Origin of the sequence: Salmonella sp. SAL4457, assembly GCF_046548235.1 — a bacterium.
Classification (GTDB): domain Bacteria; phylum Pseudomonadota; class Gammaproteobacteria; order Enterobacterales; family Enterobacteriaceae; genus Salmonella; species Salmonella enterica.
In genome coordinates, this window is record NZ_JBGDZO010000002.1 from 359,980 (window position 1) to 385,246 (window position 25,267).

Consider the following 25,267-nt stretch of genomic DNA (forward strand, 5'->3'; position numbering starts at 1 on the left):
GGCCTTTCATACCGTTTGATAAGTAAAAACGCTTCTGGAATGAAACCCGACGTGAATGATACGGCCTGAGCAGAAGCGTTACATATTTACTGCATGATCCCGGTATAGCCATGAATTCCCATATACACGCCGACCAGACCAATCAGAATGCTCGAAAAATAGGGCGCCCGCCGGGCAAGCGTCGAAAAACCACTCCAGCGCTTTGCTGCCTGTTGAACGCTTATCGCCGCGCCAACGCCTACCGTCACCAGCGTTAATGCCAGGCCAAGACTAAAGCTCAGCACCATCGTGGCGCCCAGCGTAAACGCTTTAAGCTGGATACAAATCAGTAAAACAGTGATCGCAGCCGGACAGGGGATAAGCCCTCCGGTCAGGCCGAATAGCAGGATCTGTCCATTAGTCACTGTTTGACCATCAAAACGGCGTTGAATATCGGCAGCATGGGCGCGTTCATGGGCATCCTGATACGCTTTTGACGTTGCGCCTTCCGGATGTATGTGACCATGATGGTCGTGGTCGTGGTCGTGGTCGTGGTCGTGGTCGTGATGATGGTTTCCCGCCAGCCACTGCTGCTCGCCTCGCCATGTCCGCCAGAACATCCAGCACGCGGTGCTCAGAATAATGATCGCAGAAATTAACTGCAGCCATGGTTCCACTGATTGTGCGGTGAATGCCCGGCTAAGATACATCCCACCCAGAGCGATTAACCAGACGATCGCGGTATGAGAAAGCGTTGCTGCCAGACCGAGCATGACAGCCTGTTTAACCGTACCTTTAATGGCAATGATAAAAGCCGCCATCATAGTTTTGGAGTGCCCTGGTTCAAGCCCGTGCAAAATACCTAATAAAATGGCGCTGGGAATGAAGAACCAGCCGTTTCCTTGCTGAAGAAGTGTCGAAAATTCACCCATGAGAATGATTCTTAGTTGTTTTATGTGGGTGTCATTCTACTCCCCCCCAGTATGGAATACTACCCCCCAGTAGCATCGTAATGCTATAATTTGTATTCGTTAATGTTAGTGAGGTGTTGCAATGTCACATACCATCCGGGACAAACAAAAGCTTAAAGCCAGAACCAGCAAGATTCAGGGACAGGTGATAGCGCTAAAAAAAATGCTGGATGAACCGCATGAATGCGCGGCCGTGTTACAACAGATCGCGGCGATTCGCGGCGCGGTAAATGGCTTAATGCGCGAGGTGATTAAAGGGCATCTGACCGAACATATCGTTCATCAGAGTGATGAAGCCAGACGTGAAGAAGATCTGGACGTAATATTAAAGGTGCTGGATTCTTATATAAAATAGCCGGGAGTTATATCCCGGCTATCTTTTACTTTAGCCGAAAAACATCACCGATACGCAAAGTAAACCGACGACCAACGTAATGAAATTACCTACTGAACGGTAGGGTTTCAATGCCGGTATCAGGTACGTTGACAACGTGGGCATAATAAACAGAATCATCGCAATGAGCGGGCCGCTAATGGCATAAATCATAGAGATGGCATTCGGGTTAATACAGCAAATAATAAACGTAATCCCGGAAACCAGCATGATAGATAGTGCGCGATTGAACGCCCGGCTTTTTTTCACGCCAACCTGCTGTAGGGTGGTTCTTACCATTTCGGTTGCGCCCTCGATGACGCCGAAATAGGTGCCGAGGAAAGATTTCGACATGGCCACGACGGCAACGATAATACCGGAAATAGAGAGCCAGGCCGGCGCATTGGGCATCATCGAGAGCGCGGAAAGGATGGTAACGCCTTCGTTGCGCGCGTCTTCAATGTATGACGGCGGAATGGAGAGCAGGCAGCTAAAGACAAAGAACAGCACGCTCAGGCAGATAATCAGATAGGCGACCTTCATGATCTTTTTGCATTTATCCATGGCCTGATCGCCAAAATTTTCCCGTCTGTCGATGGCAAACGTCGAAATAATGGGCGTATGGCTAAAAGCAAAAACCATCACCGGAATAGAAATCCATACCTGGTGCAACGTGTGACTATCCAAAGACATCTGCCCGGTCAGTAACGAGGGTTGCCAGCTTCCGGTTAAGTAGAGCGAAAGGAACAAGAAGTAAGCGATAAGTGGAAAGACTAAAAAGCCCATTACGCGAAGAGTGGCATGTCTTCCCATTAAGAAAATCATATTCAGGATAAGTACTACGCCGAAGCTAACTGCCATCCGGATGCGAATATCTATCTGAATATGCTTCGCTAATTGCTCTGTCAGGGAATTGGTAATCGCCACAGCATAAATTAATACCACGACAAAAAACGCAATGAAATAAAGCGTGGTAATAATACTGCCGATTTTCTTGCCGTAATAATGAGTAACGGCGCCAGTAATTCCCTCACCTGCAGAAGTCTTTGAGGAAAGAATAAACTGACACAGCGCTTTATGCGGCCAGTATGTTAGAGGCCAGGCGACCAGCGCGGTAATAAATAGCACGATTGCGCCTGCCGATCCCAACTGGATGGGAAGGAAAAGAGTGCCTGCGCCTACAGCCGTTCCGTATAATGCAAAACTCCAGAGAGTCTCATCTTTTGACCAAATTTTAGACATTATTTGAATTTATCAACTATAAAACACACAAAAAGAAGCGCAATTTACCATAAATAGCGTCAGTTGGGGGCGTTTTAAGCAGATGGATGTCGTGGAGGAGGAGGGCCGGGAGCGTTGCGATCCCGGCAAAAAAGAGCAATATCATGCACTAACGCGCTGTTGGCGGCGGGTCACTATTCGCTGGCGTAAAACATCGTATGCCCAGTTGTACAGCATCGTGTACGGCAAAAAGAACAGGAAGAAACCAATTTCCAGGGTGAATGCTTGTAGCAGGCTGACATTCAGTACCCAGGCGACAATACTCACGCCAATGACAATAAACCCACTTTCAAATCCTAACGCATGGAGTGCGCGCACTTTGGCGGTTCGTCTCACCTGATGCGCAGGCCACAGTCGATCAAACAGAGCGTTATAAATGATATTCCAGATCATGGCCGTCGTTGCCAGCAATATCGTCAGGCCGCCCATCTCCAGCACCGAGCGCTGCATTAGCCAGGCGGTCGTTGGCGCCAGTATCGCAGTCGCAATACCTTCAAAACAGACAGCATGGAAAATACGCTCCGGCAGCGAGCGACGTTGTATGGCGTCATGTTGCATAAACGAAAAAACCTTACTCTTAATCAAACGAAAGAAATTTCCGCTATTTTATCGTTTAATGTGATACCTAAAAGATAACATCCATCGATAAAGTAGATAGGTTATGCGTTACTCACCTGAAGCGTTAATGGCATTTGTTGAGACCGTTTCTTGCGGTTCGTTTTCTGCGGCGGCGCGCCGCCTGCGTAAAAGCCAGTCCACCATTAGTACCGCCATTGCGCATCTGGAGGCGGATCTGGGATTTTCATTATTTGATCGATCTTCGCGCCAGCCCGTTCTGACCGAAGAAGGAAAACGGGTGCTTAGCTATGTTCAGGCTATTTTATCGGCGAGCGACCGTCTGGATGAGGTGGCGCTGACGTTATCCGGCGAGACGGAGGCAAGACTCACGTTTGTCCTCTCTGATACCCTGCATCCTGACAGTCTGGAAGAGTTAATGGCGCAGTTTGATCGTCAATTTCCGCATACCGAGTTTGAATGTTTGATCGGAGAAAATGATGATGTCATCGACCTGCTGCAAAAAGGGCGCGCCCAGATAGGCCTGATTGAAGCGCGTGATGACTATCCCACAGACATTGGCGCGACGCGTCTGCCTGTTCAAAGCTGGATGGGGGTTTATGTGGCGACCACGCATCCGTTGGCGTCGCAGACGAACCTGCAATGGGAACAACTGCATACCTGGCGCGAGCTGCGTCTGAATACCTACCTTGACTCTAACGCCAACATTACGCGCGGCCCGGCCTGGTCAGCGCCAAACTATTTATTGCTGTTGAGCATGGCGGTTCAGGGATTTGGCTGGTGCGTATTGCCCTGCGCGCTGGTGGAAGAGTTTGCGGCGGAAAAACCGCTGGCGCAGCTGGATGTTCCTGGCTGGCCGAGGGCGATTGCTATTGATTTGCTGTGGAACAAGAAGACGCCGCCCGGAACGGCGGGGAACTGGCTTCGCTACCATTTGCAGCAGAAATAAGCTGCGTCACCGTCAAATCAGCGTCATTTCCTTTGTGATAAAACTCACTTTTTTTAAACAATCAAGATAACTAATTTTAACAATGCTCTACTATGGCGGTGTCATTTTGCGCTGAGGTGGTAATGAAAGAGGTTGTGATAGTGGGGGCTTTACGGACACCCATCGGCTGTTTTCAGGGAACGCTGGCCCGTCATTCCGCCGTCGAGCTGGGGAGCATGGTCGTAAAAGCGTTAATTGAGCGCACCGGCGTGGACGCTAACGCTATCGATGAGGTCATCCTCGGTCAGGTGCTGACGGCTGGCGCCGGGCAGAATCCGGCGCGCCAGTCAGCCATCAAAGGAGGGCTGCCGACTACCGTTTCCGCTATTACCATTAATGACGTTTGTGGTTCCGGTTTAAAAGCGTTGCACCTGGCGACGCAGGCTATTCAGTGCGGCGAAGCGGACATTGTTATTGCGGGCGGGCAGGAGAATATGAGCCGTGCGCCGCATGTCCTCAATGACAGCCGTACCGGCGCGTTGCCTGATGCCGACAATCTGGTGGATAGTCTGGTACATGATGGCTTATGGGATGCCTTCAACGATTATCACATTGGCGTGACGGCAGAAAACCTGGCGCGGGAATATGGCATCAGCCGCGAGTTACAGGATGCTTATGCGCTCAGTTCGCAGCAAAAAGCCAGGGCCGCGATTGATACCGGACGTTTTAAAGATGAGATTGTCCCCATCGTCACGCAACGTAATGGGCAGACCGCAATTGTCGATACGGATGAACAACCGCGGGCCGACGCCAGTGCGGAGGGGTTAGCCCTGCTGCATCCGGCGTTTGATAGTTTAGGTTCGGTGACGGCGGGTAATGCCTCCTCAATCAACGATGGCGCCGCCGCGGTGATGATGATGAGCGAGGCGAAAGCCCAGGCGCTGGGGCTGCCGGTGCTGGCGCGCATCCGCGCGTTTGCCAGCGTCGGCGTCGATCCTGCGCTAATGGGGATTGCGCCGGTATATGCTACCCGGCGCTGTCTGGAGCGTGCCGGCTGGCAACTGACGGAGGTCGACCTTATCGAAGCCAACGAAGCGTTTGCCGCCCAGGCGTTGTCGGTAGGAAAAATGCTGGAATGGGATGAGCGACGGGTAAACGTTAATGGCGGCGCGATTGCGCTGGGGCATCCCATTGGCGCTTCCGGCTGTCGAATTCTGGTTTCACTGGTGCACGAAATGGTTAAACGCGACGCGCGAAAAGGCCTGGCGACGCTGTGTATCGGTGGCGGCCAGGGCGTTGCTTTAACCATTGAACGCGACTGATCCTGCGCCAGCCACCCTTTTCCTGCTTCAGTATTCCGTCATAAAAAGCCCTCTATCACGAGGGCAAAGCCAGTGACAGACCCCCCTTTTTCGTTATAGCGCGGAACGTCTTGCCGCGTCGGGCATTGCAGACGCATACCGCTTTTAATTCAATTCGCACATCAGACCTCGTTCTAAAACAAGCTTCAATTTTTATCTGAGTAACCGCATACAGCACTTGGCGCACATGTCTGAAAATCAGACAAGTGTGTAAATTTTAGCGCCGATCGTGATCGCTACAGCAGTTTTAAAAATAACCAACCATATAAATGAAACGTTGTTTTATTTATTGTTGAAAACCTTTATCCAGGCGACTATGATGCCGTTAAATAAATCAAAACAGTGTTTTGATTTTATGCCATTGCGATCGATTTATCATTGGAGGGAAAAGTGGACGTAAGGCAAAGCATCCATAGCGAGCACGCTAAAACGCTGGACACCCAGGCGCTGCGACGCGAGTTTTTAATAGAAAATATTTTTGTCGCTGATGAATATACGATGGTCTACAGCCATATCGACCGTATTATTGTCGGCGGCATTATGCCCGTCAGCCATTCTGTTGAAATCGGCGGAGAGGTGGGTAAACAGCTTGGCGTTTCCCGGTTACTGGACCGCCGCGAGCTGGGCGTCATTAATATTGGCGGCGCGGGCGCCATTATCGTTGACGGGCAGCGCCATGATATTGGTCATCGTGATGCTCTGTATATTGGTAAAGGGGCGAAAGAGCTGGTCTTCGTCAGCAATGAGGCGAGCAGACCGGCGAAGTTTTATTACAACTGCGCGCCAGCGCATACCGCTTATCCGACGAAAAAAGTGTCGCCTGCCGACGTTGCGCCCGTCACCTTAGGCGATAACCTCACCAGTAACCGTCGCACCATCAATAAATACTTCGTACCGGATGTACTGGAAACCTGTCAGCTCAGTATGGGACTCACCGAACTGGCGCCCGGCAATCTATGGAACACCATGCCATGCCATACCCATGAGCGCCGTATGGAAGTGTACCTCTATTTCAATATGGAAGAGGACAGTTGCGTTTTCCATATGATGGGGCAGCCTCAGGAAACCCGTCATATTGTAATGCGTAATGAACAGGCGGTTATTTCCCCAAGCTGGTCAATACATTCCGGCGTTGGCACCAAAGCCTATACGTTTATTTGGGGCATGGTGGGAGAAAATCAGGTCTTCGATGACATGGATCACGTTGCGGTACAAGATCTGCGCTAGTCGCGACCGGTGATAACGCCTGTGCGTGACAGGCATGACAAAAATAAGGATTAACAATGATTTTGAATGCATTTTCTCTTGAAGGTAAAGTCGCGGTTGTGACGGGGTGCGATACCGGATTGGGGCAGGGGATGGCGTTAGGGCTGGCGGAAGCGGGCTGTGACATTGTCGGTATTAACATTGTTGAACCGACGGAAACTATTGCGCGCGTCACCGCTCTGGGACGTCGTTTTTTAAGCCTGACAGCCGATCTGCGCCAAATCGATGGTATTCCGGCGCTACTGGAACGGGCGGTGACGGAATACGGTCATATTGATATTCTGGTGAATAACGCGGGTTTAATCCGTCGTGAAGATGCGATTGATTTCACGGAAAAAAACTGGGATGACGTCATGAACCTGAACATCAAGAGCGTGTTCTTTATGTCTCAAGCGGCGGCAAAACATTTTATTGCCCAGGGCAACGGCGGCAAAATTATTAATATCGCGTCTATGCTCTCCTTCCAGGGCGGCATTCGCGTTCCGTCTTATACCGCGTCGAAAAGCGGCGTAATGGGAATAACGCGTCTGATGGCGAACGAGTGGGCGAAACACAATATCAATGTGAACGCCATCGCGCCGGGCTATATGTCCACGAATAATACCCAGCAATTGCGCGCTGATGCACAACGTAGCGCCGAAATTCTCGACCGTATTCCGGCTGGACGTTGGGGGCTACCGGGCGATTTAATGGGCCCGGTAGTCTTCCTGGCATCCAGCGCCGCTGATTATATTAACGGCTATACCATAGCGGTAGATGGCGGTTGGCTGGCGCGTTAATCCGCTACTGACAAATGCGTTTCTGGGAAAATCGACGCTTTGGCCGAAAAAACTGATAAAGCCCTGTCCTCGTACAGGGTTTTTTTATGATCTTATTAGCATAGTCCATATTGTGGGTTTAACTTAATCCATATATTATTAAATAATAGCTATAATCAATGATTTAACTTATTGAAATATTGGTGGTTTGAAAAAATACCTGGCAACGGCGTTAAATTTAAAAAGTGTAATATCCATCACATATCGCTATAGCGTAGCCATTTAATCCATATTTATGCCGTTTCCAGCCTGACACTTGAGGAAGAGTATCCCGTACTTTCAGGCTATGTCTTACTCTGTGGTGGCAGGAAAATATGGTCTCTATTAATGACTCTGCTTTAACGCCGCGTTCGCTTCGCGACACACGACGTATGAATATGTTTGTTTCGGTTTCTGCGGCGGTAGCGGGACTGTTATTTGGTCTGGATATCGGCGTTATCGCCGGGGCGCTGCCTTTTATTACCGACCATTTCGTGCTGACCAGTCGGCTGCAGGAATGGGTCGTCAGCAGTATGATGCTTGGCGCGGCAATTGGCGCATTATTTAACGGCTGGCTTTCATTTCGGCTGGGGCGTAAGTATAGCCTGATGGCCGGCGCGATTTTGTTCGTGCTCGGCTCGCTGGGGTCGGCGTTTGCTTCCAGCGTGGAAGTATTGATTGGCGCCCGCGTGATACTGGGCGTAGCAGTAGGGATTGCGTCCTATACCGCGCCGCTTTATCTCTCTGAAATGGCAAGTGAAAATGTTCGCGGCAAAATGATCAGTATGTATCAACTGATGGTGACGTTAGGCATTGTGCTGGCTTTTTTATCCGATACGGCATTCAGCTACAGCGGCAACTGGCGCGCGATGTTGGGCGTACTGGCGCTGCCTGCGGTGTTGCTCATTATTCTGGTGGTATTCTTGCCGAATAGTCCGCGTTGGCTGGCGCAAAAAGGTCGCCATATTGAAGCGGAAGAGGTGCTGCGTATGCTGCGCGATACCTCGGAAAAAGCCCGTGATGAACTGAATGAGATTCGGGAAAGCCTCAAACTCAAGCAGGGCGGGTGGGCATTATTTAAAGCTAACCGTAATGTTCGCCGCGCCGTGTTCCTCGGTATGTTGCTACAGGCAATGCAACAGTTCACCGGCATGAACATCATTATGTACTATGCGCCGCGCATTTTTAAAATGGCCGGCTTTACCACCACGGAACAGCAAATGATCGCCACGCTGGTGGTCGGACTGACCTTTATGTTCGCGACGTTTATCGCCGTCTTTACGGTCGATAAGGCCGGGCGTAAACCGGCGTTAAAAATCGGTTTCAGCGTAATGGCGTTAGGGACATTGGTGTTGGGCTACTGCCTGATGCAGTTTGATAACGGTACGGCATCAAGCGGTCTCTCCTGGCTTTCCGTTGGGATGACGATGATGTGTATCGCCGGTTACGCGATGAGCGCCGCTCCGGTGGTGTGGATACTGTGTTCGGAAATCCAGCCGCTGAAATGTCGTGATTTTGGCATTACCTGTTCAACCACGACAAACTGGGTATCGAACATGATCATCGGCGCGACATTCCTGACACTGTTGGACAGCATTGGCGCGGCAGGTACATTCTGGCTCTACACCGCGCTGAATATCGCTTTTATCGGTATCACTTTCTGGCTGATTCCGGAAACCAAAAATGTCACCCTGGAGCATATCGAACGCAAGCTAATGGCGGGCGAGAAGCTAAGAAATATTGGCGTGTAATCCCCCCTCCCATGCCGGATGACGCCTGTTATCCGGCATGATGAAAAATAGACTGGAAACGGATGTGTAAGTTTGCTTCACTGCCATAATGCTTTACAAAAAGGAGAGCGCAGTGAAAACGATCGGACTGTTGGGTGGTATGAGCTGGGAATCGACTATCCCTTATTACCGTTTAATCAATGAAGGCATTAAACAGCAGCTGGGAGGCCTGCACTCGGCGAGCTTACTGCTGCATAGCGTAGATTTCCACGATATTGAAGTATGTCAACGCCGCGGCGAGTGGGATAAAGCGGGCGATATCCTGGCGCAGGCCGCCCAGGGGTTACAGCAGGCGGGCGCAGAAGGCATTGTGCTATGTACCAACACCATGCATAAAATCGCGCACATTATTGAATCTCGTTGTTCTCTGCCTTTCCTACACATCGCGGATGCTACCGGGCGAGCTATCGCCCGTCAGGGGTTGCATCGCGTGGCGCTATTAGGGACCCGCTATACGATGGAGCAGGATTTTTATCGCGGGCGGCTGGAACAGCAATTTGCGATTGAGACCATCGTGCCGGAGGCGGACGATCGGGCGCGTATCAATCAGGTCATTTTTGACGAGCTCTGTCAGGGGACATTCACTGACGCGTCGCGCCACTATTATTTACAGGTTATCGAACAACTGGCTGCGCAAGGCGCGCAGGGCGTTATTTTTGGCTGCACTGAAATAGGTTTGCTTGTTCCCCAGACGCAAAGCGCGCTACCGGTTTTCGATACCACTGCAATTCATGCCGCAGATGCCGTGAGCTTTATGCTTTCGTCATCGGCCCCAGAATAACCTCCAGCGGTTCGACCAGGCGCGAAAGATGCGTTTGTAAATGCTTACTGAAGGCGTCAACCAGCGCGGAGGCGGGGCGGTGTAGCGGGCGAATCAGGCTGACGGTAAAGGGCACGTCAATGCTGAAGCGGCGAACGGTGACGCCGCTGGCGGCATAGTCCAGCGCGGTCAGCGGGTTAACGATCGAAACGCCCGCCCCGGCGCGCACCATCGCGCAGACGGAGGCCGCGCTATGCGTTTCCACCACCATTCTGCGCTTCACCTGATGTTCGGCAAATAACGTATCCAACAACTGTCGATAGCTGTCCAGGCGGGAGAGGCTGATAAAGTTTTCCCCCTGAAAATCGTCTGGCGTCAGCACCGTTTTGGCGGCAAGCGGATGGTCGCAGGGCAGTACGCACACTTCATTTAGCGTTAGTAACTCGGTACGGGTTGTTCCTGCCGGGGCATGAAGCGTCTCCGTCAGCCCTAAGTCGTGGCGCTGAGCGGAGAGCCACTCTTCCAGCAACGGCGACTCCTGCGGCACAATATTCAGGCTGACATCCGGATAACGCGCCAGAAAAGGCGGTAGTAGCGGCGGCAAAAAGGATTGTGAAAAGACCGGCAGGCAGGCGATAGAGAGTTCGCCCTGACGGAACTCGCGCAGACTTTCCGCCGCACTGACGATGCGATCCAACCCATACCAGGAGCGTTGTACCTCTTCGAACAGGCGTAGCCCTTGCACCGTCGGATGTAAGCGCCCGCGTGTGCGCTCAAACAGCGTTAATCCCAGCACTTTCTCAAAACGCGCCAGCTCGCGACTGACGGTAGGCTGCGAGGTATGCAGCAGCCGCGCCGCTTCGGTGAGATTTCCGGCGGTCATTACGGCATGAAAAATTTCAATGTGACGTAAATTAACGGCAGCCATACGTTTCCCTGAATCATTTATCCCATATCATTTTTGCATAGACTGACAATAAAACGATATTTTTTATTCTTTCTAAGGTATGGCGTAATCGTTAAAAAGCCTGTTCCGGAGTTTGTTATGTCATTGCCGCATTATTACGCTGAAACTGACCTTAACGCTGAAAATTTGCTCAGATTGCCTGCTGAATTCGGCTGTCCGGTCTGGGTCTATGACGCGCACATTATTCGCCGTCAGATAGCCGCCCTGCAGCAGTTTGACGTCGTGCGTTTTGCGCAAAAAGCCTGTTCGAACATTCATATCCTGCGCTTAATGCGCGCGCAGGGCGTCAAGGTGGATTCTGTTTCATTGGGGGAGATCGAACGTGCGCTGGCGGCGGGCTACGATCCGCAAACGTGCCCTGATGATATCGTTTTTACCGCCGATGTGATTGACGCCGCCACGCTGGCGCGCGTCAGCGAACTGCATATTCCGGTCAATGCCGGTTCGGTAGATATGCTGACGCAGCTTGGTCAGGTTTCGCCTGGGCATCGCGTCTGGTTGCGCGTGAATCCTGGCTTTGGTCACGGGCACAGCCAGAAAACCAACACCGGGGGCGAAAACAGCAAACACGGCATCTGGCATAGCGATCTTCCGGCGGCGCTGGCGATAATGCAGAAATACCGACTGAAACTTGTCGGTATCCATATGCACATTGGTTCCGGCGTCGATTATGGCCATCTGGAGCAGGTTTGCGGCGCGATGGTACGCCAGGTGCTGGAATGTGGTCAGGATGTGGAGGCGATTTCGGCAGGCGGCGGACTCTCGATACCTTATCGTGAGGGAGAAGAGCCCGTTGATACGCGCCATTACTATGGTCTGTGGAACGCGGCGCGCGAGCAAATCGCCCGCCATCTGGGACATGCGGTCAAACTTGAGATCGAACCCGGACGTTTTCTGGTGGCGCAATCGGGCGTGCTGGTAACGCAGGTGCGTAGCGTAAAACAGATGGGAAGCCGCCATTTCGTGCTGGTAGATGCGGGTTTTAACGATCTGATGCGCCCGGCGATGTACGGTAGCTATCACCGTATTTCGGCGCTGGCGGCGGATGGTCGCGCGCTTGAAAATGGCCCGTGGGTCGAGACGGTGGTCGCCGGGCCGCTATGCGAATCAGGCGATGTTTTTACGCAGCAGGAAGGGGGAATGGTTGAAACACGCGCCTTACCTGCGGTCATCCCCGGCGATTACCTCGTATTGCACGATACCGGCGCGTACGGCGCGTCTATGTCATCGAATTACAACAGCCGCCCGCTCCTGCCGGAAGTACTGTTTGACAATGGACAGGCGCGGCTGATCCGCCGTCGTCAGACCATTGAAGAGCTGTTAGCGCTGGAGATGCTCTGAAGCGCATCATTAGGCCGGACGTTGAAAAAACGGGCCTGCGGCGACGGACTCGCGCAGAATCAGCGTGCCGGTAAAGGGTGGGATCGGGGCGACCGGCTCGCTGTTCGCCAGACGAACGGCCTGATCGATCGCGGTGGCTATCATATCCTCGATGGGTAAATAGACTGTTGAAAGCCCCGGTTCAAGCCAGGTTGCGCCCGGCGCATCGTCAAAACCAAACAGCGACACATCCTGCGGGATGCGTAATCCGGCCTGGCGCAGCGCTTTTGCCGCGCCCAGCGCCGTGTCATCATTACAGGCGAATAGCGCGCTAAACGTGACGCCTTCCTCCAGTAATTCCCGGCAGGCGTCATAGCCGCGCGTCAGCGTGTAATCGCCGTATTTCACTTTTGCCGGTTGCCAGGGAATACCATACTTTTCCAGCGCCTTGCGATAACCCGCTACGCGTGATGTGCCAGTGGGAGTATGAACAGGCAGCGTAATACAGGCGATATCGCGATGGCCCTGCGTAATCAGGTATTCCACCGCCTGGAATGCCGCCGTCTCCTGCTCGAAGAAAATAGCGCGATCGCGGGCCTGAGTGACGTTGCGATTAATAATCACCAGCGGCATTTCCGTGGCGTCAATCAACGACAAAATCGCCGGCTCATCCATATAGCGAGTGTAAAGAATAATAGCGTCGCACTGTCTGTCGGCCAACATTTGTACGGCTTTCTGCTCTCGTTCCGGCGTATCGTGACCATCGGTGACGATCAACTGCTTGTTATGCAACTCCGCCTGGCGCGACGCCCGGCGCAACAAACTGCCGAAATAGAAGCCGTCAAACGTAGAGACGACCAGACCGATGCTGTTGCTGGTGCGATTCGCCAGCGAGCGTGCCAGCAGGTTGGGGCGATAGCCCAGAGCCTGCATCGCCGTAAACACTTTCTGGCGCGTGCTTTCTTTTACCTGCCCCGTCCCATTCAGCACTCGTGAGACGGTGGCCTTTGATACGCCCGCATGGCGGGAAACATCCAGCATTGTCGCCATCATGCTACCCTGATTAATCGGTTGTCGACAGGTGCCCGGTATCCGTCGGCGTGGATACCGAATGTCGGCGTACCAGTGTCGGACTAAATACATGGGTCACTTCCGGCGTAGGGCATTTCCCTGCCAGCGCTAAGGCCAGCTCCGCCGCCTGTGTCGCCATGGTGACGATCGGATACCGAATGGTGGTCAGTCGGGGACGCACATAGCGTGAGACCAGTACATCATCAAAACCGATGAGCGATACTTCGCCCGGCACCCCCACGCCATTATCATTTAATACTCCCATCGCGCCGGCCGCCATCGAGTCGTTATAGCAGGCCACCGCGGTAAAATGTCTGCCGCGGCCTAATAACTCAGTCATCGCCTGCTCGCCGCCGCTTTCATCCGGTTCGCCGAACGTCACCAGCCGATCGTTAGCCGGGATATGGCTTTCCGCCAGCGCATCGTAATAGCCCCTCAGGCGATCTTCGGCATCAGAGATAGTGTGATTGGAACAGATATACCCAATACGCGTATGACCTTGCTGGATCAGATGCCGGGTCGCCAGCCATGCCCCGTAACGGTCATCCAGCGCGACACAGCGGTGTTCTAACCCCGGTAAAATGCGGTTAATCAGCACCATGCCGGGGATTTGCTTCATTAATGAGGCCAGGTCCGCATCCGGAATCATTTTGGCGTGTACCACTAACGCTGCGCAACGATGACGAATCAACTGTTCAATAGCCTGACGCTCTTTTTGTTCGTTATGATACCCGTTGCCAATCAGTAAAAAATTGCCGGTGTGATACGCCACCTGTTCAACGGCTTTCACCATCGCGCCGAAAAAAGGATCGGAAACGTCGCCGACCACCAGACCGAGGGTTTCCGTTGCCTGCTGTGCCAGCGCGCGCGCGTTGGCGTTAGGGTGATAGCTCAGGGACTCCATTGCGCTGGTCACCGCCAGCCGGGACGCTTCGCTGGCTTTTGGCGAATCGTTAATAACGCGAGAAACGGTGGCGACTGAAACACCGGCCAGTCGGGCTACATCTTTTATGGTCGCCATGATAATACCTATAGTGGGTAAACGCTTACATTACGCCAGTTTTACGGAAAATGAACGTCTGTTCAAGCCTCTTGCCCCGCCGTGTCGGGCAAATGTGACCTGCACGGGAGAAATGCGTCTGTAAAGTGACAATACAAATCTTTCGTTACAGTTTGCGAAGCGCTGTTGCGATTGTCTGCTGGCAGGCCAGCGAGTCAGGTTGATAGAGTGGTGATCCCAGAGGTATTGATAGGTGGAATCAACGTCATTGTTGATCACACGAATTACACCAACCTGCGTAGAGATGCGCAGGTTTTTTTTTGTTTCGCCTGAACCTGTAACAGTAACGGATAATTTACACAACTCGTTGCATTTCCGTTTATTCCTTTGCGTTTTCGGACTGGCGATGCAGACGCGCGAAGCCCACAATCAAGATCCCAGAGGTATTGATTGGTGAGATTATTCGGTACGCTCTTCGTACCTGTCTCTTGCACCAACCTGCGCGGATGCGCAGGTTTTTTTTCGAACCTATTTTGCTATCGCTCCTGTTACGCAACTCGTGTAATCTGCCACAATTCATCTTTTAGCGAATTGTCGGCCAAAGGGAGTTGAAATGCTGTTTGGATTTTTCCGTAACCTGTTTCGCGTGCTTTATCGTGTGCGCGTCACTGGCGATGTCCGGGCGCTACAGGGGAACCGGGTCTTAATTACCCCCAATCACGTTTCATTTATCGATGGTATGCTACTGGCGCTGTTTTTGCCGGTACGGCCTGTCTTTGCGGTATATACCTCCATCAGCCAGCAATGGTATATGCGCTGGTTAACGCCGCTGATCGATTTTGTGCCGCTCGATCCCACTAAACCCATGTCCATTAAACACCTGGTGCGTCTGGTGGAGCAGGGGCGTCCAGTGGTGATTTTCCCGGAAGGGCGGATTTCCGTGACCGGCTCGCTGATGAAAATTTATGACGGCGCAGGCTTTGTGGCGGCAAAATCGGGCGCAACCGTCATTCCGCTCCGCATTGACGGCGCGGAGCTTACCCCTTTCAGTCGCCTGAAAGGTCTGGTTAAACGGCGCTTATTCCCCCGTATTCAGCTTCATATTTTACCGCCGACGCAAATACCGATGCCGGAAGCGCCGCGCGCGCGCGACAGGCGTAAAATAGCGGGTGAGATGCTGCACCAGATCATGATGGAAGCGCGTATGGCGGTGCGCCCGCGCGAGACGTTATACGAATCGTTGCTGGCGGCGCAATATCGTTACGGCGCGGGTAAAAACTGTATTGAGGACATTAACTTTACGCCGGATACGTATCGTAAGTTACTGACCAAGACGCTTTTTGTTGGCCGGATTCTGGAAAAGTACAGCGTTGAGGGCGAGAAAATCGGTTTAATGCTGCCGAATGCCGCCATCAGCGCGGCGGTGATTTTCGGCGCGGTTTCTCGTCGCCGCATTCCGGCCATGATGAACTACACGGCGGGGGTAAAAGGGCTGACCAGCGCGATTACCGCGGCGGAAATTAAAACGATTTTTACCTCCCGCCAGTTCCTCGATAAAGGTAAATTGTGGCACCTGCCGGAGCAGCTAACGCAGGTTCGCTGGGTTTACCTGGAAGATTTAAAAGCGGACGTCACACCCGCCGACAAGCTGTGGATTTTTGCCCACCTCCTGGCGCCGCGACTGGCGCAGGTAAAACAGCAGCCGGAAGACGCGGCGATCATTCTTTTTACCTCCGGCTCGGAAGGGCACCCGAAAGGGGTGGTGCACAGCCATAAAAGCATTCTGGCGAACGTCGAGCAGATAAAAACGATTGCGGATTTCACCGCCAATGACCGTTTTATGTCGGCGCTGCCGCTCTTTCACTCGTTCGGTTTGACGGTGGGCCTGTTTACGCCGTTGTTGACCGGCGCGGAAGTGTTTCTTTATCCAAGTCCGCTGCACTACCGCATTGTGCCGGAACTGGTCTATGACCGTAACTGTACCGTGCTGTTTGGTACGTCAACCTTCCTCGGCAACTATGCGCGCTTTGCCAATCCGTATGATTTTTATCGCCTGCGCTATGTGGTGGCCGGTGCGGAAAAACTTCAGGAGAGTACCAAACAACTGTGGCAGGATAAATTCGGTCTGCGCATTCTTGAGGGCTACGGGGTAACGGAATGCGCGCCAGTAGTCTCGATTAACGTGCCGATGGCGGCTAAGCCTGGCACTGTTGGCCGCATTCTGCCTGGCATGGACGCGCGTCTGCTGGCGGTGCCCGGTATTGAAAACGGCGGTCGGCTACAGCTGAAAGGGCCGAATATCATGAATGGCTATCTGCGCGTGGAAAAACCGGGCGTGCTGGAGGTGCCGTCGGCGGAAAACTCCAGAGGCGAAACTGAGCGCGGCTGGTACGACACGGGCGATATTGTACGCTTCGATGAAAATGGTTTTGTGCAGATTCAGGGGCGCGCGAAACGCTTTGCGAAAATTGCTGGCGAAATGGTCTCGCTGGAGATGGTCGAGCAACTGGCGCTTGGCGTTTCGGCGGACAAAATGCACGCTACCGCCATTAAAAGCGATGCCAGCAAAGGTGAAGCGCTGGTACTGTTTACGACTGACAGCGAACTCACCCGAGAAAAGTTACAGCACTATGCTCGTGAACACGGTATTCCGGAACTTGCCGTCCCGCGTGATATCCGTTATCTGAAGCAGCTTCCCTTGCTTGGCAGCGGGAAACCCGATTTTGTGACGCTGAAAAGTTGGGTGGATGCGCCGGAACAACATCATGAGTGAGTCAGTACGTACTAACACCTCCATCTGGTCGAAAGGGATGCTGTCGGTGATTGTCGCGCAGTTTCTCTCGGCTTTTGGCGATAATGCGCTGCTGTTCGCGACGCTGGCACTGCTGAAAGCTCAGTTTTACCCGGACTGGAGCCAGCCTGTTTTGCAAATGGTGTTTGTGGGCGCTTACATTCTTTTTGCGCCGTTTGTCGGCCAGATAGCGGACAGCTTTGCCAAAGGCCGGGTGATGATGGTCGCCAATGGTCTTAAACTGGCGGGAGCGGCAGGTATCTGCCTCGGCATAAATCCTTTTGTCGGTTATACGTTGGTCGGGATTGGCGCGGCGGCTTATTCTCCGGCGAAATACGGTATTCTGGGCGAACTGACGACGGGCGATAAGCTGGTGAAAGCCAATGGCCTGATGGAAGCCTCTACGATTGCGGCGATTTTGCTCGGTTCCGTCGCGGGCGGCGTATTGGCCGACTGGCATGTCATCGCTGCGCTGGTTGCCTGCGCGTTGGCCTACGCTGGCGCAGTGGCGGCGAACCTGTTTATCCCGAAGCTTGTGGCGGCGCGTCCAGGACAATCCTGGCGGTTGTCGGCGATGACGCGTAGTTTCTTCAGCGCTTGCGTTGTCCTTTGGCGTAACGGTGAAACGCGTTTTTCGCTGGTGGGGACCGGGCTATTCTGGGGCGCAGGCGTGACGCTGCGTTTTCTGCTGGTGCTGTGGGTGCCGGTGGCGCTGGGGATTACGGATAACGCCACGCCGACTTACCTGAACGCCATGGTGGCGGTAGGCATTGTGGTCGGCGCGGGCGCGGCGGCAAAACTGGTGACGCTGGAGACCGTATCGCGCTGTATGCCCGCCGGGATTTTGATTGGCGTTGTGGTTGCGATCTTCTCATTACAGCACGCATTGCTGCCTGCTTATGCCTTGTTGCTGTTGATAGGTATGCTGGGCGGCTTTTTTGTGGTGCCGCTCAACGCTTTGCTCCAGGAGCGCGGTAAGAAGAGCGTTGGCGCCGGGAATGCCATTGCCGTACAAAATCTGGGCGAGAATAGCGCCATGCTATTAATGCTGGGACTGTACTCGCTGGCGGTGCTGGTTGGCGTTCCGGCAGTGGCGATAGGTATCGGCTTTGGCGTGCTGTTCGCGCTGGCGATCGCGGCGCTGTGGATCTGGCAGCGCCGGCAGGCATCATACTGAGTGAATATGCCGGGCGGCGAGTGCGTGTTATCGGGCTTACATTGTCTCTGTAAGCCCGGAAGCGTAGCGCCACCGGGCACTGACCATCACGGCGCCGGATAGGTATAAACCTGATGCGCCGCCTCAATCTCCGCCAGAACCTCTTCGCTTAACGTCAGATGCAGACTTTCCACATTCGTCTTGAGCTGCGCCATCGTGGTTGCGCCCAGTAACGTACTGGCGACAAACGGCTGGCGGCGAACAAAGGCCAGCGCCATCTGCGCCGGATCAAGATTGTGACGCTTCGCGATATCGACGTAGGCGGCAACGGCTTTTTGCGCCTGTTCGCCGCTGTAACGTGTGAAGCGGCTGAACAAGGTATTCCGCGCGCCTGCGGGTTTGGCCCCGTTCAGGTATTTACCGGTTAATGTGCCAAACGCCAGACAGGAGTAGGCGAGCAATTCAACACCTTCATACTGGCTGACTTCCGCCAGCCCGACCTCGTAGCTGCGGTTTAACAGGCTATAGGGGTTCTGGATCGTGACAATACGCGGCAGGTCATGTTTTTCCGCCAGATGCAGATAGCGCATAACGCCAAACGCTGTCTCATTTGAAACGCCAATATAACGAATCTTACCCGCTCGCTGAAACTCACTTAGCGCGTCTAGCGTCTCCAGTAGACTTACTACTGGCGTGGAGTCCGTCCAGTTATAGCCGAGTTTACCGAAGCAGTTAGTGGGGCGCTGCGGCCAGTGCACCTGATACAAATCCAGATAGTCGGTCTGCAATCGGGTCAAACTGTCGTGTAGCGCTTCGCGAATATTTTTACGATCCAGCGCCTGATGAGGCCGGATGCCTTGATCATTATTACGTGCCGGTCCGCTAACTTTGCTGGCGATGATCAGTTTTTCACGGTTGCCGCGTTTGGCGAGCCAGTTACCGATATAGGACTCCGTCAGCCCTTGTGTTTCCGGGCGCGGCGGTACCGGATACATCTCGGCGGCATCGATAAGGTTAATGCCATTTGCGATGGCATAGTCGAGCTGTGCGTGAGCGTCGGCTTCGCTGTTTTGTTCACCAAATGTCATTGTGCCCAGCCCTAGCGTACTTACTTCGAGCGAGCTGTGGGGTATACGGTGATAGTGCATAGCCGTTTCCTTTTTATTATGAAGTCAGAAATTCCCGACAAAGGACAATAAAAATGGCAGAGGGAAGGCAAAAGGGAAAGTAAAATTGCAGGCTGCGCGGCGTAATTGTTACCGGGCGTGGTCGCCACGCACCGTTACGGGACGCAGCCTGAAGGCCTGCAGAACGCTGACCTTGATCACAGGCCACCGCTTAACGTTCGATGATTTGGGATACTTCGTCACGGTTGATTTGCATCTCGTTTCCCTGTGCATCGGTATAGCTGACCAGACCGGTATCATCGTCAACTTGCGGTTTTCCATCGGTCAGGATCATACGACCATCTTTCGTCGCCATTACATAATCGCTGCTGCATCCGGATACCGCAAAAGCCAACCCTACTGCGGAAATTACAACTGCCCACTTTTTCATCCGTTTGTCCTCACGTAGCCTGCATCTGATAATAGTCTGTTAATCATATGTCTGATAATAGTCTAGTAATAACGCGCAGCTCTGCATGTCGGAAGCAGCAAAATCTTAATCTGTGAGAAGAAAGGAAATAAAGTGAGTATTCGCTCCCCGGCGGGGGAGCGAGACAGGATTACAGCGGATTCTTTTTATTACGCAACAGGTTCAGGCTCTCTACTGCGATAGAGAAGAACATGGCGAAATAGATATACCCTTTCGGAACGTGAACGTCGAAACTTTCCAGAATCAGGGTAAAGCCAACCAGGATCAGAAAGGAGAGCGCCAGCATTTTTACCGACGGATGGCGATCAACAAACTCGCCGATGGGCCGTGCCGCAAACATCATGACACCCACGGCAATAACGACTGCCGCCATCATAATAAACAGATGATCGGAGAGACCAACCGCTGTGATAACTGAATCAAGGCTGAAAATAATATCCAGCAGCATAATCTGCACTATTGCGCCCAGGAAAGAAGAAACCCGGGTTTTTAACCCTTCTTCTTCGCCTTCGATGGACTCATGGATCTCCTTGCTGGCTTTCCAGATTAAAAATAACCCGCCCAGTAGAAGAATGAGATCGCGGGCGGAAATCGCTTCGCCGAAAAGCTCAAACAGCGGATTAGTCAGCCGAGTGACCCAGGCGATTGACGCCAGCAGCGCCAGGCGCATAACCATCGCCGCCGCCAACCCAAGCCGCCGTGCGTGGTTTCGTTGCGCCGTGGGAAGTTTTGCTACCACCAGAGAAAGAAAAATAATGTTGTCGATCCCAAGTACAATCTCCAGCAGCGTCAGCGTACCGAGCGCCAGCCAGGCATTAGGATCGGTTATCCATGCAAATAACATCGAACAAAGTCCTGCCAAAAAAAGAAGCGGTAATTATAGGCCCGTCGAGTGACGGGCGAAAGCCCAGACTGAATTTGCGCAACCAGGAACGGTGTAAAATAGCGGCGTCAATACGCTTACGTTTATCCGGCGCCGGCCCGATGCGTAGCCATAGCGGAGGCGCATTTGCGTGTAATGGACGTTACGGATTCTGCAATAAAAAATGGCGAGCCAGCAGCGCCTGCGTAAAATTTTTTTTCAGATAAAATCCACGCGGTAGCGTCAAAATAGGTTCCCCGCGCGCGCCGATAGCCTCGGTGAGCGCCCTGGCATTGGCGGCTTTGGGCCGCAGTTGCAAGACTTCGCCATGACGGGCGGTAATGCGTTCCACCTGGCCCAGCACTATCATGTCCATCAGCTCTTCCCAGTCGAGGCGTAGCTGCCTGTCCTCTTCTTCACTCGGACTCCAGAGTAGCGGCGAACCTACGCGGCGTTCGGCTAACGGTATGCTGCGATCGCCTTCGACAGGCACCCATAGCACGCGCTTCAATTTATGCCGTACGTGACTTGTCTCCCAGGTCACGCCGCTGTTACCGGTTAACGGCGCCACGCAAACAAAGGTTGTTTCCAGAGGACGACCCAGACTATCCACCGGGATGGTTTTCAGTTCTACGCCTAACGCGGCGAAATCCTGCTCCGGCTTGCTCCCGGCGCTGGCGCCGAGCCAGATCTCCAGCAAGACACCGATCCAGCCTTTGTCTCGCTTCAAATCTTTAGGCGTGGTAATGCCGGCCATCGCCGCCAGCTCGCCTAACGTATAGCCGGAAAGCTGCCGCGCCTGGGCTAACAGCAATGCTTCCGAAGCAGGCGGAGTCAGTAGCGGACAAAGAGCGGACATGACAATTACCTTAGGTCAAAAAATGAGCAGTGATTTTATACCGTATGGGCAGAGTTTATCTTTTTCTGTGTCTTATATTCAATAGACTGATTTTTATTGCCTTTTTTGTGTTGTTTCTTCGTGTTGCGCAACGCTGAAGCGGGTTTTTCAATTCTGGTCACTGACAATAAACAGGATCTTACACTATGTTATCCACAGAAAGTTGGGATAACTGTGTAAAACCACCACTACTGTTTCCATTTACAGCCTTGACGTGCGACGAAAATCGAAAATTCAGACAAATAGTGCGTAAGTTATTGGCACAATCTGTGGATAAAACCGACGCTGGTTGATCTTTCATCAGCATAAGGATCTTAGATGTGATGCTGGTCACGCTTTATGAAGGTAGCATGTAAGATTTGTCTATAACGCAATGAATATAAGGCACTATTTTTACTGTCTCCAGCATGAGGAATTCAGACTGTTCTGGGTTTTCCCGTGGTAATTCCATACTTCTTCACAACTATATCCACAGAAAAGGTGAATAAAATGGCGCAAGGGCGTCATCATCTGTTTATAACTCGGCTATTTACTGTGAGTTATTCAATTGTTATTAGGCTGTGTCACTATTACAGAGTGGTTTACCGCCTCACTGGAGTATGAAACAATCGTTCATATATAAGGTTTATGTTGAGGTAGTCCGGTGATTGATGACGATGGCTACCGCCCAAATGTAGGTATCGTAATTTGTAATCGTCAGGGGCAGGTGATGTGGGCCCGGCGATTTGGTCAGCACTCCTGGCAGTTCCCGCAGGGCGGGATAAATCCAGGGGAGTCGGCAGAACAGGCGATGTACCGGGAACTGTTTGAAGAAGTTGGGTTAAGCCGTAAAGATGTGCGGATCCTTGCTTCTACTCGCAACTGGTTGCGTTACAAGTTACCAAAACGTTTGGTGCGTTGGGACACAAAGCCGGTATGTATCGGCCAGAAACAAAAGTGGTTTCTTTTGCAGTTAATGAGCGCCGACGCCGAAATCAATATGCAAACCAGCAGTACGCCGGAGTTTGACGGCTGGCGCTGGGTAAGTTACTGGTATCCGGTTCGACAAGTGGTGTCATTTAAACGCGATGTCTACCGCAGGGTAATGAAAGAGTTTGCAAGTGTTGTCATGGCGCTTCAGGATAATCCCCCTAAGCTACAAAGCGCGCCTGCTTATCGACGTAAAAGAGGTTAAGCCACGCAAATTATGCTCACTCGCCTGCGCGAAATAGTCGAAAAAGTGGCCAGTGCGCCGCGTCTGAACGAGGCGCTGAATATTCTGGTCACGGATATCTGTCTTGCGATGGATACAGAGGTTTGCTCGGTTTACCTGGCCGATCATGACCGACGCTGTTATTACCTGATGGCGACGCGGGGGTTGAAAAAACCGCGTGGTCGAACCGTTGCGCTTGCGTTTGATGAGGGGATCGTCGGTCTGGTGGGCAGACTGGCGGAACCCATTAACCTTGCCGATGCGCAAAAACATCCCAGCTTTAAATACATTCCTTCGGTAAAAGAGGAGCGTTTTCGCGCGTTTCTCGGCGTGCCGATCATTCAGCGTCGCCAACTTCTCGGCGTGCTGGTCGTACAGCAGCGCGAATTGCGCCAGTACGATGAAAGCGAAGAGTCTTTCCTCGTCACGCTCGCTACGCAAATGGCGGCTATCCTGTCACAGTCGCAGGTCACAGCGCTGTTCGGGCAATACCGGCAGACGCGAATCCGCGCGCTTCCTGCGGCGCCGGGCGTGGCTATCGCAACGGGCTGGCAAGACGCGACCATGCCGCTGATGGAACAGGTTTACGAAGCGTCTACGCTGGATACCTCTCTTGAACGCGAACGACTGACCGGCGCGCTGGAAGAGGCGGCGAACGAGTTCCGACGATACAGCAAACGCTTTGCCGCCGGCGCGCAAAAAGAGACGGCGGCCATTTTCGATCTGTACTCACACCTGCTTTCAGACGCCAGACTGCGTCGCGAACTCTTCGCCGAGGTCGACAAAGGCGCTGTTGCGGAGTGGGCCGTTAAAAAAATCATCGAAAAATTTGCCGAGCAATTTGCGGCGCTAACCGATAACTACCTCAAAGAACGTGCGGGAGACTTACGCACGCTGGGGCAGCGGCTGTTATTCCACCTTGATGATTCAGTTCAGGGGCCAAACGCCTGGCCGGAACGTTTTATTCTGGTCGCGGATGAGCTGTCGGCGACCACCCTGGCGGAGCTGCCGCAGGACAGGCTGGCGGGCGTTGTGGTGCGCGACGGCGCGGCAAACTCGCATGCGGCGATTATGGTGCGCGCGCTCGGTATCCCGACCGTCATGGGCGCTGATATCCAGCCTTCGGTGCTACATCGCCGTACGTTGGTGGTGGATGGCTATCGCGGTGAATTACTGGTCGATCCTGAACCCGTGCTTATTCAGGAATATCAGCGGCTCATTAGTGAAGAGATAGAACTCAGTCGTCTGGCGGAGGACGACGTCAATCTTCCCGCCCAACTGAAAAGCGGCGAGCGAGTCAAAGTGATGCTGAATGCCGGGCTCAGTCCCGAGCATGAGGAAAAGTTAGGCAGTCGGATCGACGGTATCGGCCTGTACCGTACTGAAATTCCCTTCATGCTGCAAAGCGGGTTTCCCTCGGAAGAAGAGCAGGTGGCGCAGTATCAAGGGATGCTGCAAATGTTTAACGATAAACCGGTGACGCTGCGGACCCTGGATGTGGGAGCGGATAAGCAACTGCCCTATATGCCGATCAGCGAGGAGAACCCGTGTCTGGGCTGGCGCGGGATCCGCATTACGCTGGATCAGCCGGAGATCTTTTTGATCCAGGTCCGCGCGATGCTGCGCGCCAATGCGGCGACTGGCAACCTCAGCATTTTGCTGCCGATGGTCACCAGTATTGATGAAGTCGATGAAGCGCGGCGTCTGATCGAACGCGCCGGGCGCGAGGTCGAGGAGATGATCGGCTATGCGATCCCGAAACCGCGTATCGGCATTATGCTGGAAGTACCATCAATGGTATTTATGCTGCCGCATCTGGCTAACCGGATCGACTTTATCTCGGTCGGCACCAACGATTTAACGCAATATATCCTGGCGGTAGATCGCAACAATACCCGCGTGGCCAGTATTTACGACAGTCTGCATCCGGCTATGCTGCGCGCACTGAGCATGATTGCGCAGGAAGCCGAAAAAAATGGCCTCGATCTTCGCTTGTGCGGCGAGATGGCGGGCGATCCGATGTGCGTGGCGATTCTTATCGGTCTGGGATATCGCCATCTTTCGATGAATGGCCGTTCGGTAGCGCGTGTGAAATATCTGCTGCGGCATATCGATTTTGAAGACGCGCAAACCCTTGCCAGACGCAGCCTTGAGGCGCAGATGGCGACCGAAGTGCGTCATCAGGTGGCGGCGTTTATGGAGCGCCGCGGGATGGGGGGATTGATTCGCGGAGGGTTGTAACGACTGGAGCGGGAAAAGAGAGTGACTGTGGATTCACGGCACAGACAACACGCCTGCAAGATGAAAGACAATGCGTATACATATCTTTTAA

The 25,267-nt window shown here is 53.0% G+C and carries 22 protein-coding genes; 12 read left to right on the top strand and 10 right to left on the bottom strand.

What is annotated here, in order from left to right; genetic code table 11:
- Nucleotides 1-86: 86 nt before the first annotated feature.
- Entirely contained in the window at nt 87-911 is an 825-nt protein-coding gene (locus ACLJNW_RS09365; protein ID WP_000503695.1) for a nickel/cobalt efflux protein RcnA, read from the bottom strand.
- 121 nt (nt 912-1,032) lie between these two features.
- Here ACLJNW_RS09365 and rcnR point away from each other — a divergent pair, with 121 nt between their 5' ends.
- Nucleotides 1,033-1,305 carry a Ni(II)/Co(II)-binding transcriptional repressor RcnR gene (rcnR, locus tag ACLJNW_RS09370; RefSeq protein ID WP_000019953.1) on the top strand — a complete coding sequence of 91 codons (273 nt, stop codon included), beginning with the start codon at nt 1,033-1,035 and terminating at the stop codon, nt 1,303-1,305.
- A gap of 30 nt (nt 1,306-1,335) precedes the next feature.
- Here rcnR and ACLJNW_RS09375 read toward each other — a convergent pair whose 3' ends face one another.
- Both ACLJNW_RS09375 and ACLJNW_RS09380 read right to left on the bottom strand, forming a co-directional pair.
- On the bottom strand, nt 1,336-2,565 hold the full coding sequence (locus tag ACLJNW_RS09375; RefSeq protein ID WP_000036837.1) for an amino acid permease: 1,230 nt from the start codon (nt 2,563-2,565) through the stop codon (nt 1,336-1,338).
- Nucleotides 2,566-2,706: 141 nt separating this feature from the next.
- Nucleotides 2,707-3,162, bottom strand: coding sequence for a multidrug/biocide efflux PACE transporter (locus tag ACLJNW_RS09380; protein ID WP_001519547.1), 456 nt, complete (start codon nt 3,160-3,162; stop codon nt 2,707-2,709).
- A gap of 103 nt (nt 3,163-3,265) precedes the next feature.
- Between ACLJNW_RS09380 and ACLJNW_RS09385 the strand changes: the two genes are divergently transcribed.
- The 6 genes from ACLJNW_RS09385 to ACLJNW_RS09410 all read left to right on the top strand — a co-directional run bounded on the left by ACLJNW_RS09385 (nt 3,266) and on the right by ACLJNW_RS09410 (nt 10,103).
- Nucleotides 3,266-4,129 (top strand): LysR family transcriptional regulator, encoded by an 864-nt coding sequence (locus ACLJNW_RS09385; protein WP_001270769.1) that lies wholly within the window; start codon nt 3,266-3,268, stop codon nt 4,127-4,129.
- 122 nt (nt 4,130-4,251) lie between these two features.
- Complete coding sequence (locus ACLJNW_RS09390) at nt 4,252-5,430, top strand: acetyl-CoA C-acetyltransferase (RefSeq protein ID WP_000665980.1); 1,179 nt, start codon at nt 4,252-4,254, stop codon at nt 5,428-5,430.
- A 429-nt stretch (nt 5,431-5,859) separates the two neighbouring features.
- Nucleotides 5,860-6,696, top strand: a complete 837-nt coding sequence (gene kduI, locus ACLJNW_RS09395; RefSeq protein ID WP_000383274.1) for a 5-dehydro-4-deoxy-D-glucuronate isomerase — start codon at nt 5,860-5,862, stop codon at nt 6,694-6,696.
- Nucleotides 6,697-6,752: 56 nt separating this feature from the next.
- The gene (gene kduD / locus ACLJNW_RS09400; RefSeq protein ID WP_024154714.1) at nt 6,753-7,514 is read left to right on the top strand and encodes a 2-dehydro-3-deoxy-D-gluconate 5-dehydrogenase KduD; all 762 of its coding nucleotides are present in this window, start codon (nt 6,753-6,755) and stop codon (nt 7,512-7,514) included.
- 353 nt (nt 7,515-7,867) lie between these two features.
- Nucleotides 7,868-9,283, top strand: a complete 1,416-nt coding sequence (araE, locus tag ACLJNW_RS09405; protein WP_000253635.1) for an arabinose-proton symporter AraE — start codon at nt 7,868-7,870, stop codon at nt 9,281-9,283.
- 112 nt (nt 9,284-9,395) lie between these two features.
- The gene (locus ACLJNW_RS09410) at nt 9,396-10,103 is read left to right on the top strand and encodes an aspartate/glutamate racemase (RefSeq protein WP_000848629.1); all 708 of its coding nucleotides are present in this window, start codon (nt 9,396-9,398) and stop codon (nt 10,101-10,103) included.
- Here ACLJNW_RS09410 and ACLJNW_RS09415 read toward each other — a convergent pair.
- Nucleotides 10,075-11,010 carry a LysR family transcriptional regulator gene (locus ACLJNW_RS09415; protein ID WP_000741798.1) on the bottom strand — a complete coding sequence of 312 codons (936 nt, stop codon included), beginning with the start codon at nt 11,008-11,010 and terminating at the stop codon, nt 10,075-10,077. The two genes, ACLJNW_RS09410 and ACLJNW_RS09415, sit on opposite strands and share 29 nt — an antisense overlap.
- A gap of 117 nt (nt 11,011-11,127) precedes the next feature.
- Here ACLJNW_RS09415 and lysA point away from each other — a divergent pair, with 117 nt between their 5' ends.
- On the top strand, nt 11,128-12,390 hold the full coding sequence (gene lysA / locus ACLJNW_RS09420; protein ID WP_000056597.1) for a diaminopimelate decarboxylase: 1,263 nt from the start codon (nt 11,128-11,130) through the stop codon (nt 12,388-12,390).
- 9 nt (nt 12,391-12,399) lie between these two features.
- Here lysA and ACLJNW_RS09425 read toward each other — a convergent pair whose 3' ends face one another.
- Both ACLJNW_RS09425 and galR read right to left on the bottom strand, forming a co-directional pair.
- A complete protein-coding gene (locus ACLJNW_RS09425; protein WP_072161599.1) occupies nt 12,400-13,422 on the bottom strand; it encodes a LacI family DNA-binding transcriptional regulator in 1,023 nt (340 codons plus the stop codon).
- 10 nt (nt 13,423-13,432) lie between these two features.
- Complete coding sequence (gene galR, locus ACLJNW_RS09430; protein WP_000201028.1) at nt 13,433-14,461, bottom strand: HTH-type transcriptional regulator GalR; 1,029 nt, start codon at nt 14,459-14,461, stop codon at nt 13,433-13,435.
- Nucleotides 14,462-15,053: 592 nt separating this feature from the next.
- Here galR and aas point away from each other — a divergent pair.
- Both aas and lplT read left to right on the top strand, forming a co-directional pair.
- Entirely contained in the window at nt 15,054-17,213 is a 2,160-nt protein-coding gene (aas, locus tag ACLJNW_RS09435) for a bifunctional acyl-ACP--phospholipid O-acyltransferase/long-chain-fatty-acid--ACP ligase (RefSeq protein ID WP_000896102.1), read from the top strand.
- Nucleotides 17,206-18,408, top strand: a complete 1,203-nt coding sequence (gene lplT / locus ACLJNW_RS09440) for a lysophospholipid transporter LplT (protein WP_000004679.1) — start codon at nt 17,206-17,208, stop codon at nt 18,406-18,408. Before aas ends, lplT begins: the two co-directional genes overlap by 8 nt.
- A gap of 86 nt (nt 18,409-18,494) precedes the next feature.
- On the opposite strand, the gene ACLJNW_RS09445 is transcribed toward lplT, so the two are convergent.
- From ACLJNW_RS09445 to mutH, 4 genes are all read right to left on the bottom strand, one after another.
- On the bottom strand, nt 18,495-19,535 hold the full coding sequence (locus tag ACLJNW_RS09445; protein ID WP_000558960.1) for an NADP(H)-dependent aldo-keto reductase: 1,041 nt from the start codon (nt 19,533-19,535) through the stop codon (nt 18,495-18,497).
- Between the two features lie 190 nt (nt 19,536-19,725).
- Complete coding sequence (locus ACLJNW_RS09450) at nt 19,726-19,944, bottom strand: YgdI/YgdR family lipoprotein (protein WP_000758662.1); 219 nt, start codon at nt 19,942-19,944, stop codon at nt 19,726-19,728.
- Nucleotides 19,945-20,113: 169 nt separating this feature from the next.
- The gene (locus ACLJNW_RS09455) at nt 20,114-20,827 is read right to left on the bottom strand and encodes a TerC family protein (protein WP_000895635.1); all 714 of its coding nucleotides are present in this window, start codon (nt 20,825-20,827) and stop codon (nt 20,114-20,116) included.
- A 181-nt stretch (nt 20,828-21,008) separates the two neighbouring features.
- On the bottom strand, nt 21,009-21,704 hold the full coding sequence (mutH, locus tag ACLJNW_RS09460) for a DNA mismatch repair endonuclease MutH (RefSeq protein WP_001274930.1): 696 nt from the start codon (nt 21,702-21,704) through the stop codon (nt 21,009-21,011).
- Nucleotides 21,705-22,386: 682 nt separating this feature from the next.
- Between mutH and rppH the strand changes: the two genes are divergently transcribed.
- Nucleotides 22,387-22,917, top strand: coding sequence for an RNA pyrophosphohydrolase (rppH, locus tag ACLJNW_RS09465; RefSeq protein WP_000564481.1), 531 nt, complete (start codon nt 22,387-22,389; stop codon nt 22,915-22,917).
- A gap of 12 nt (nt 22,918-22,929) precedes the next feature.
- Nucleotides 22,930-25,176: a phosphoenolpyruvate--protein phosphotransferase gene (ptsP, locus tag ACLJNW_RS09470; RefSeq protein WP_000957888.1), complete on the top strand. Its 2,247-nt coding sequence runs from the start codon at nt 22,930-22,932 to the stop codon at nt 25,174-25,176.
- Nucleotides 25,177-25,267 lie beyond the last annotated feature (91 nt).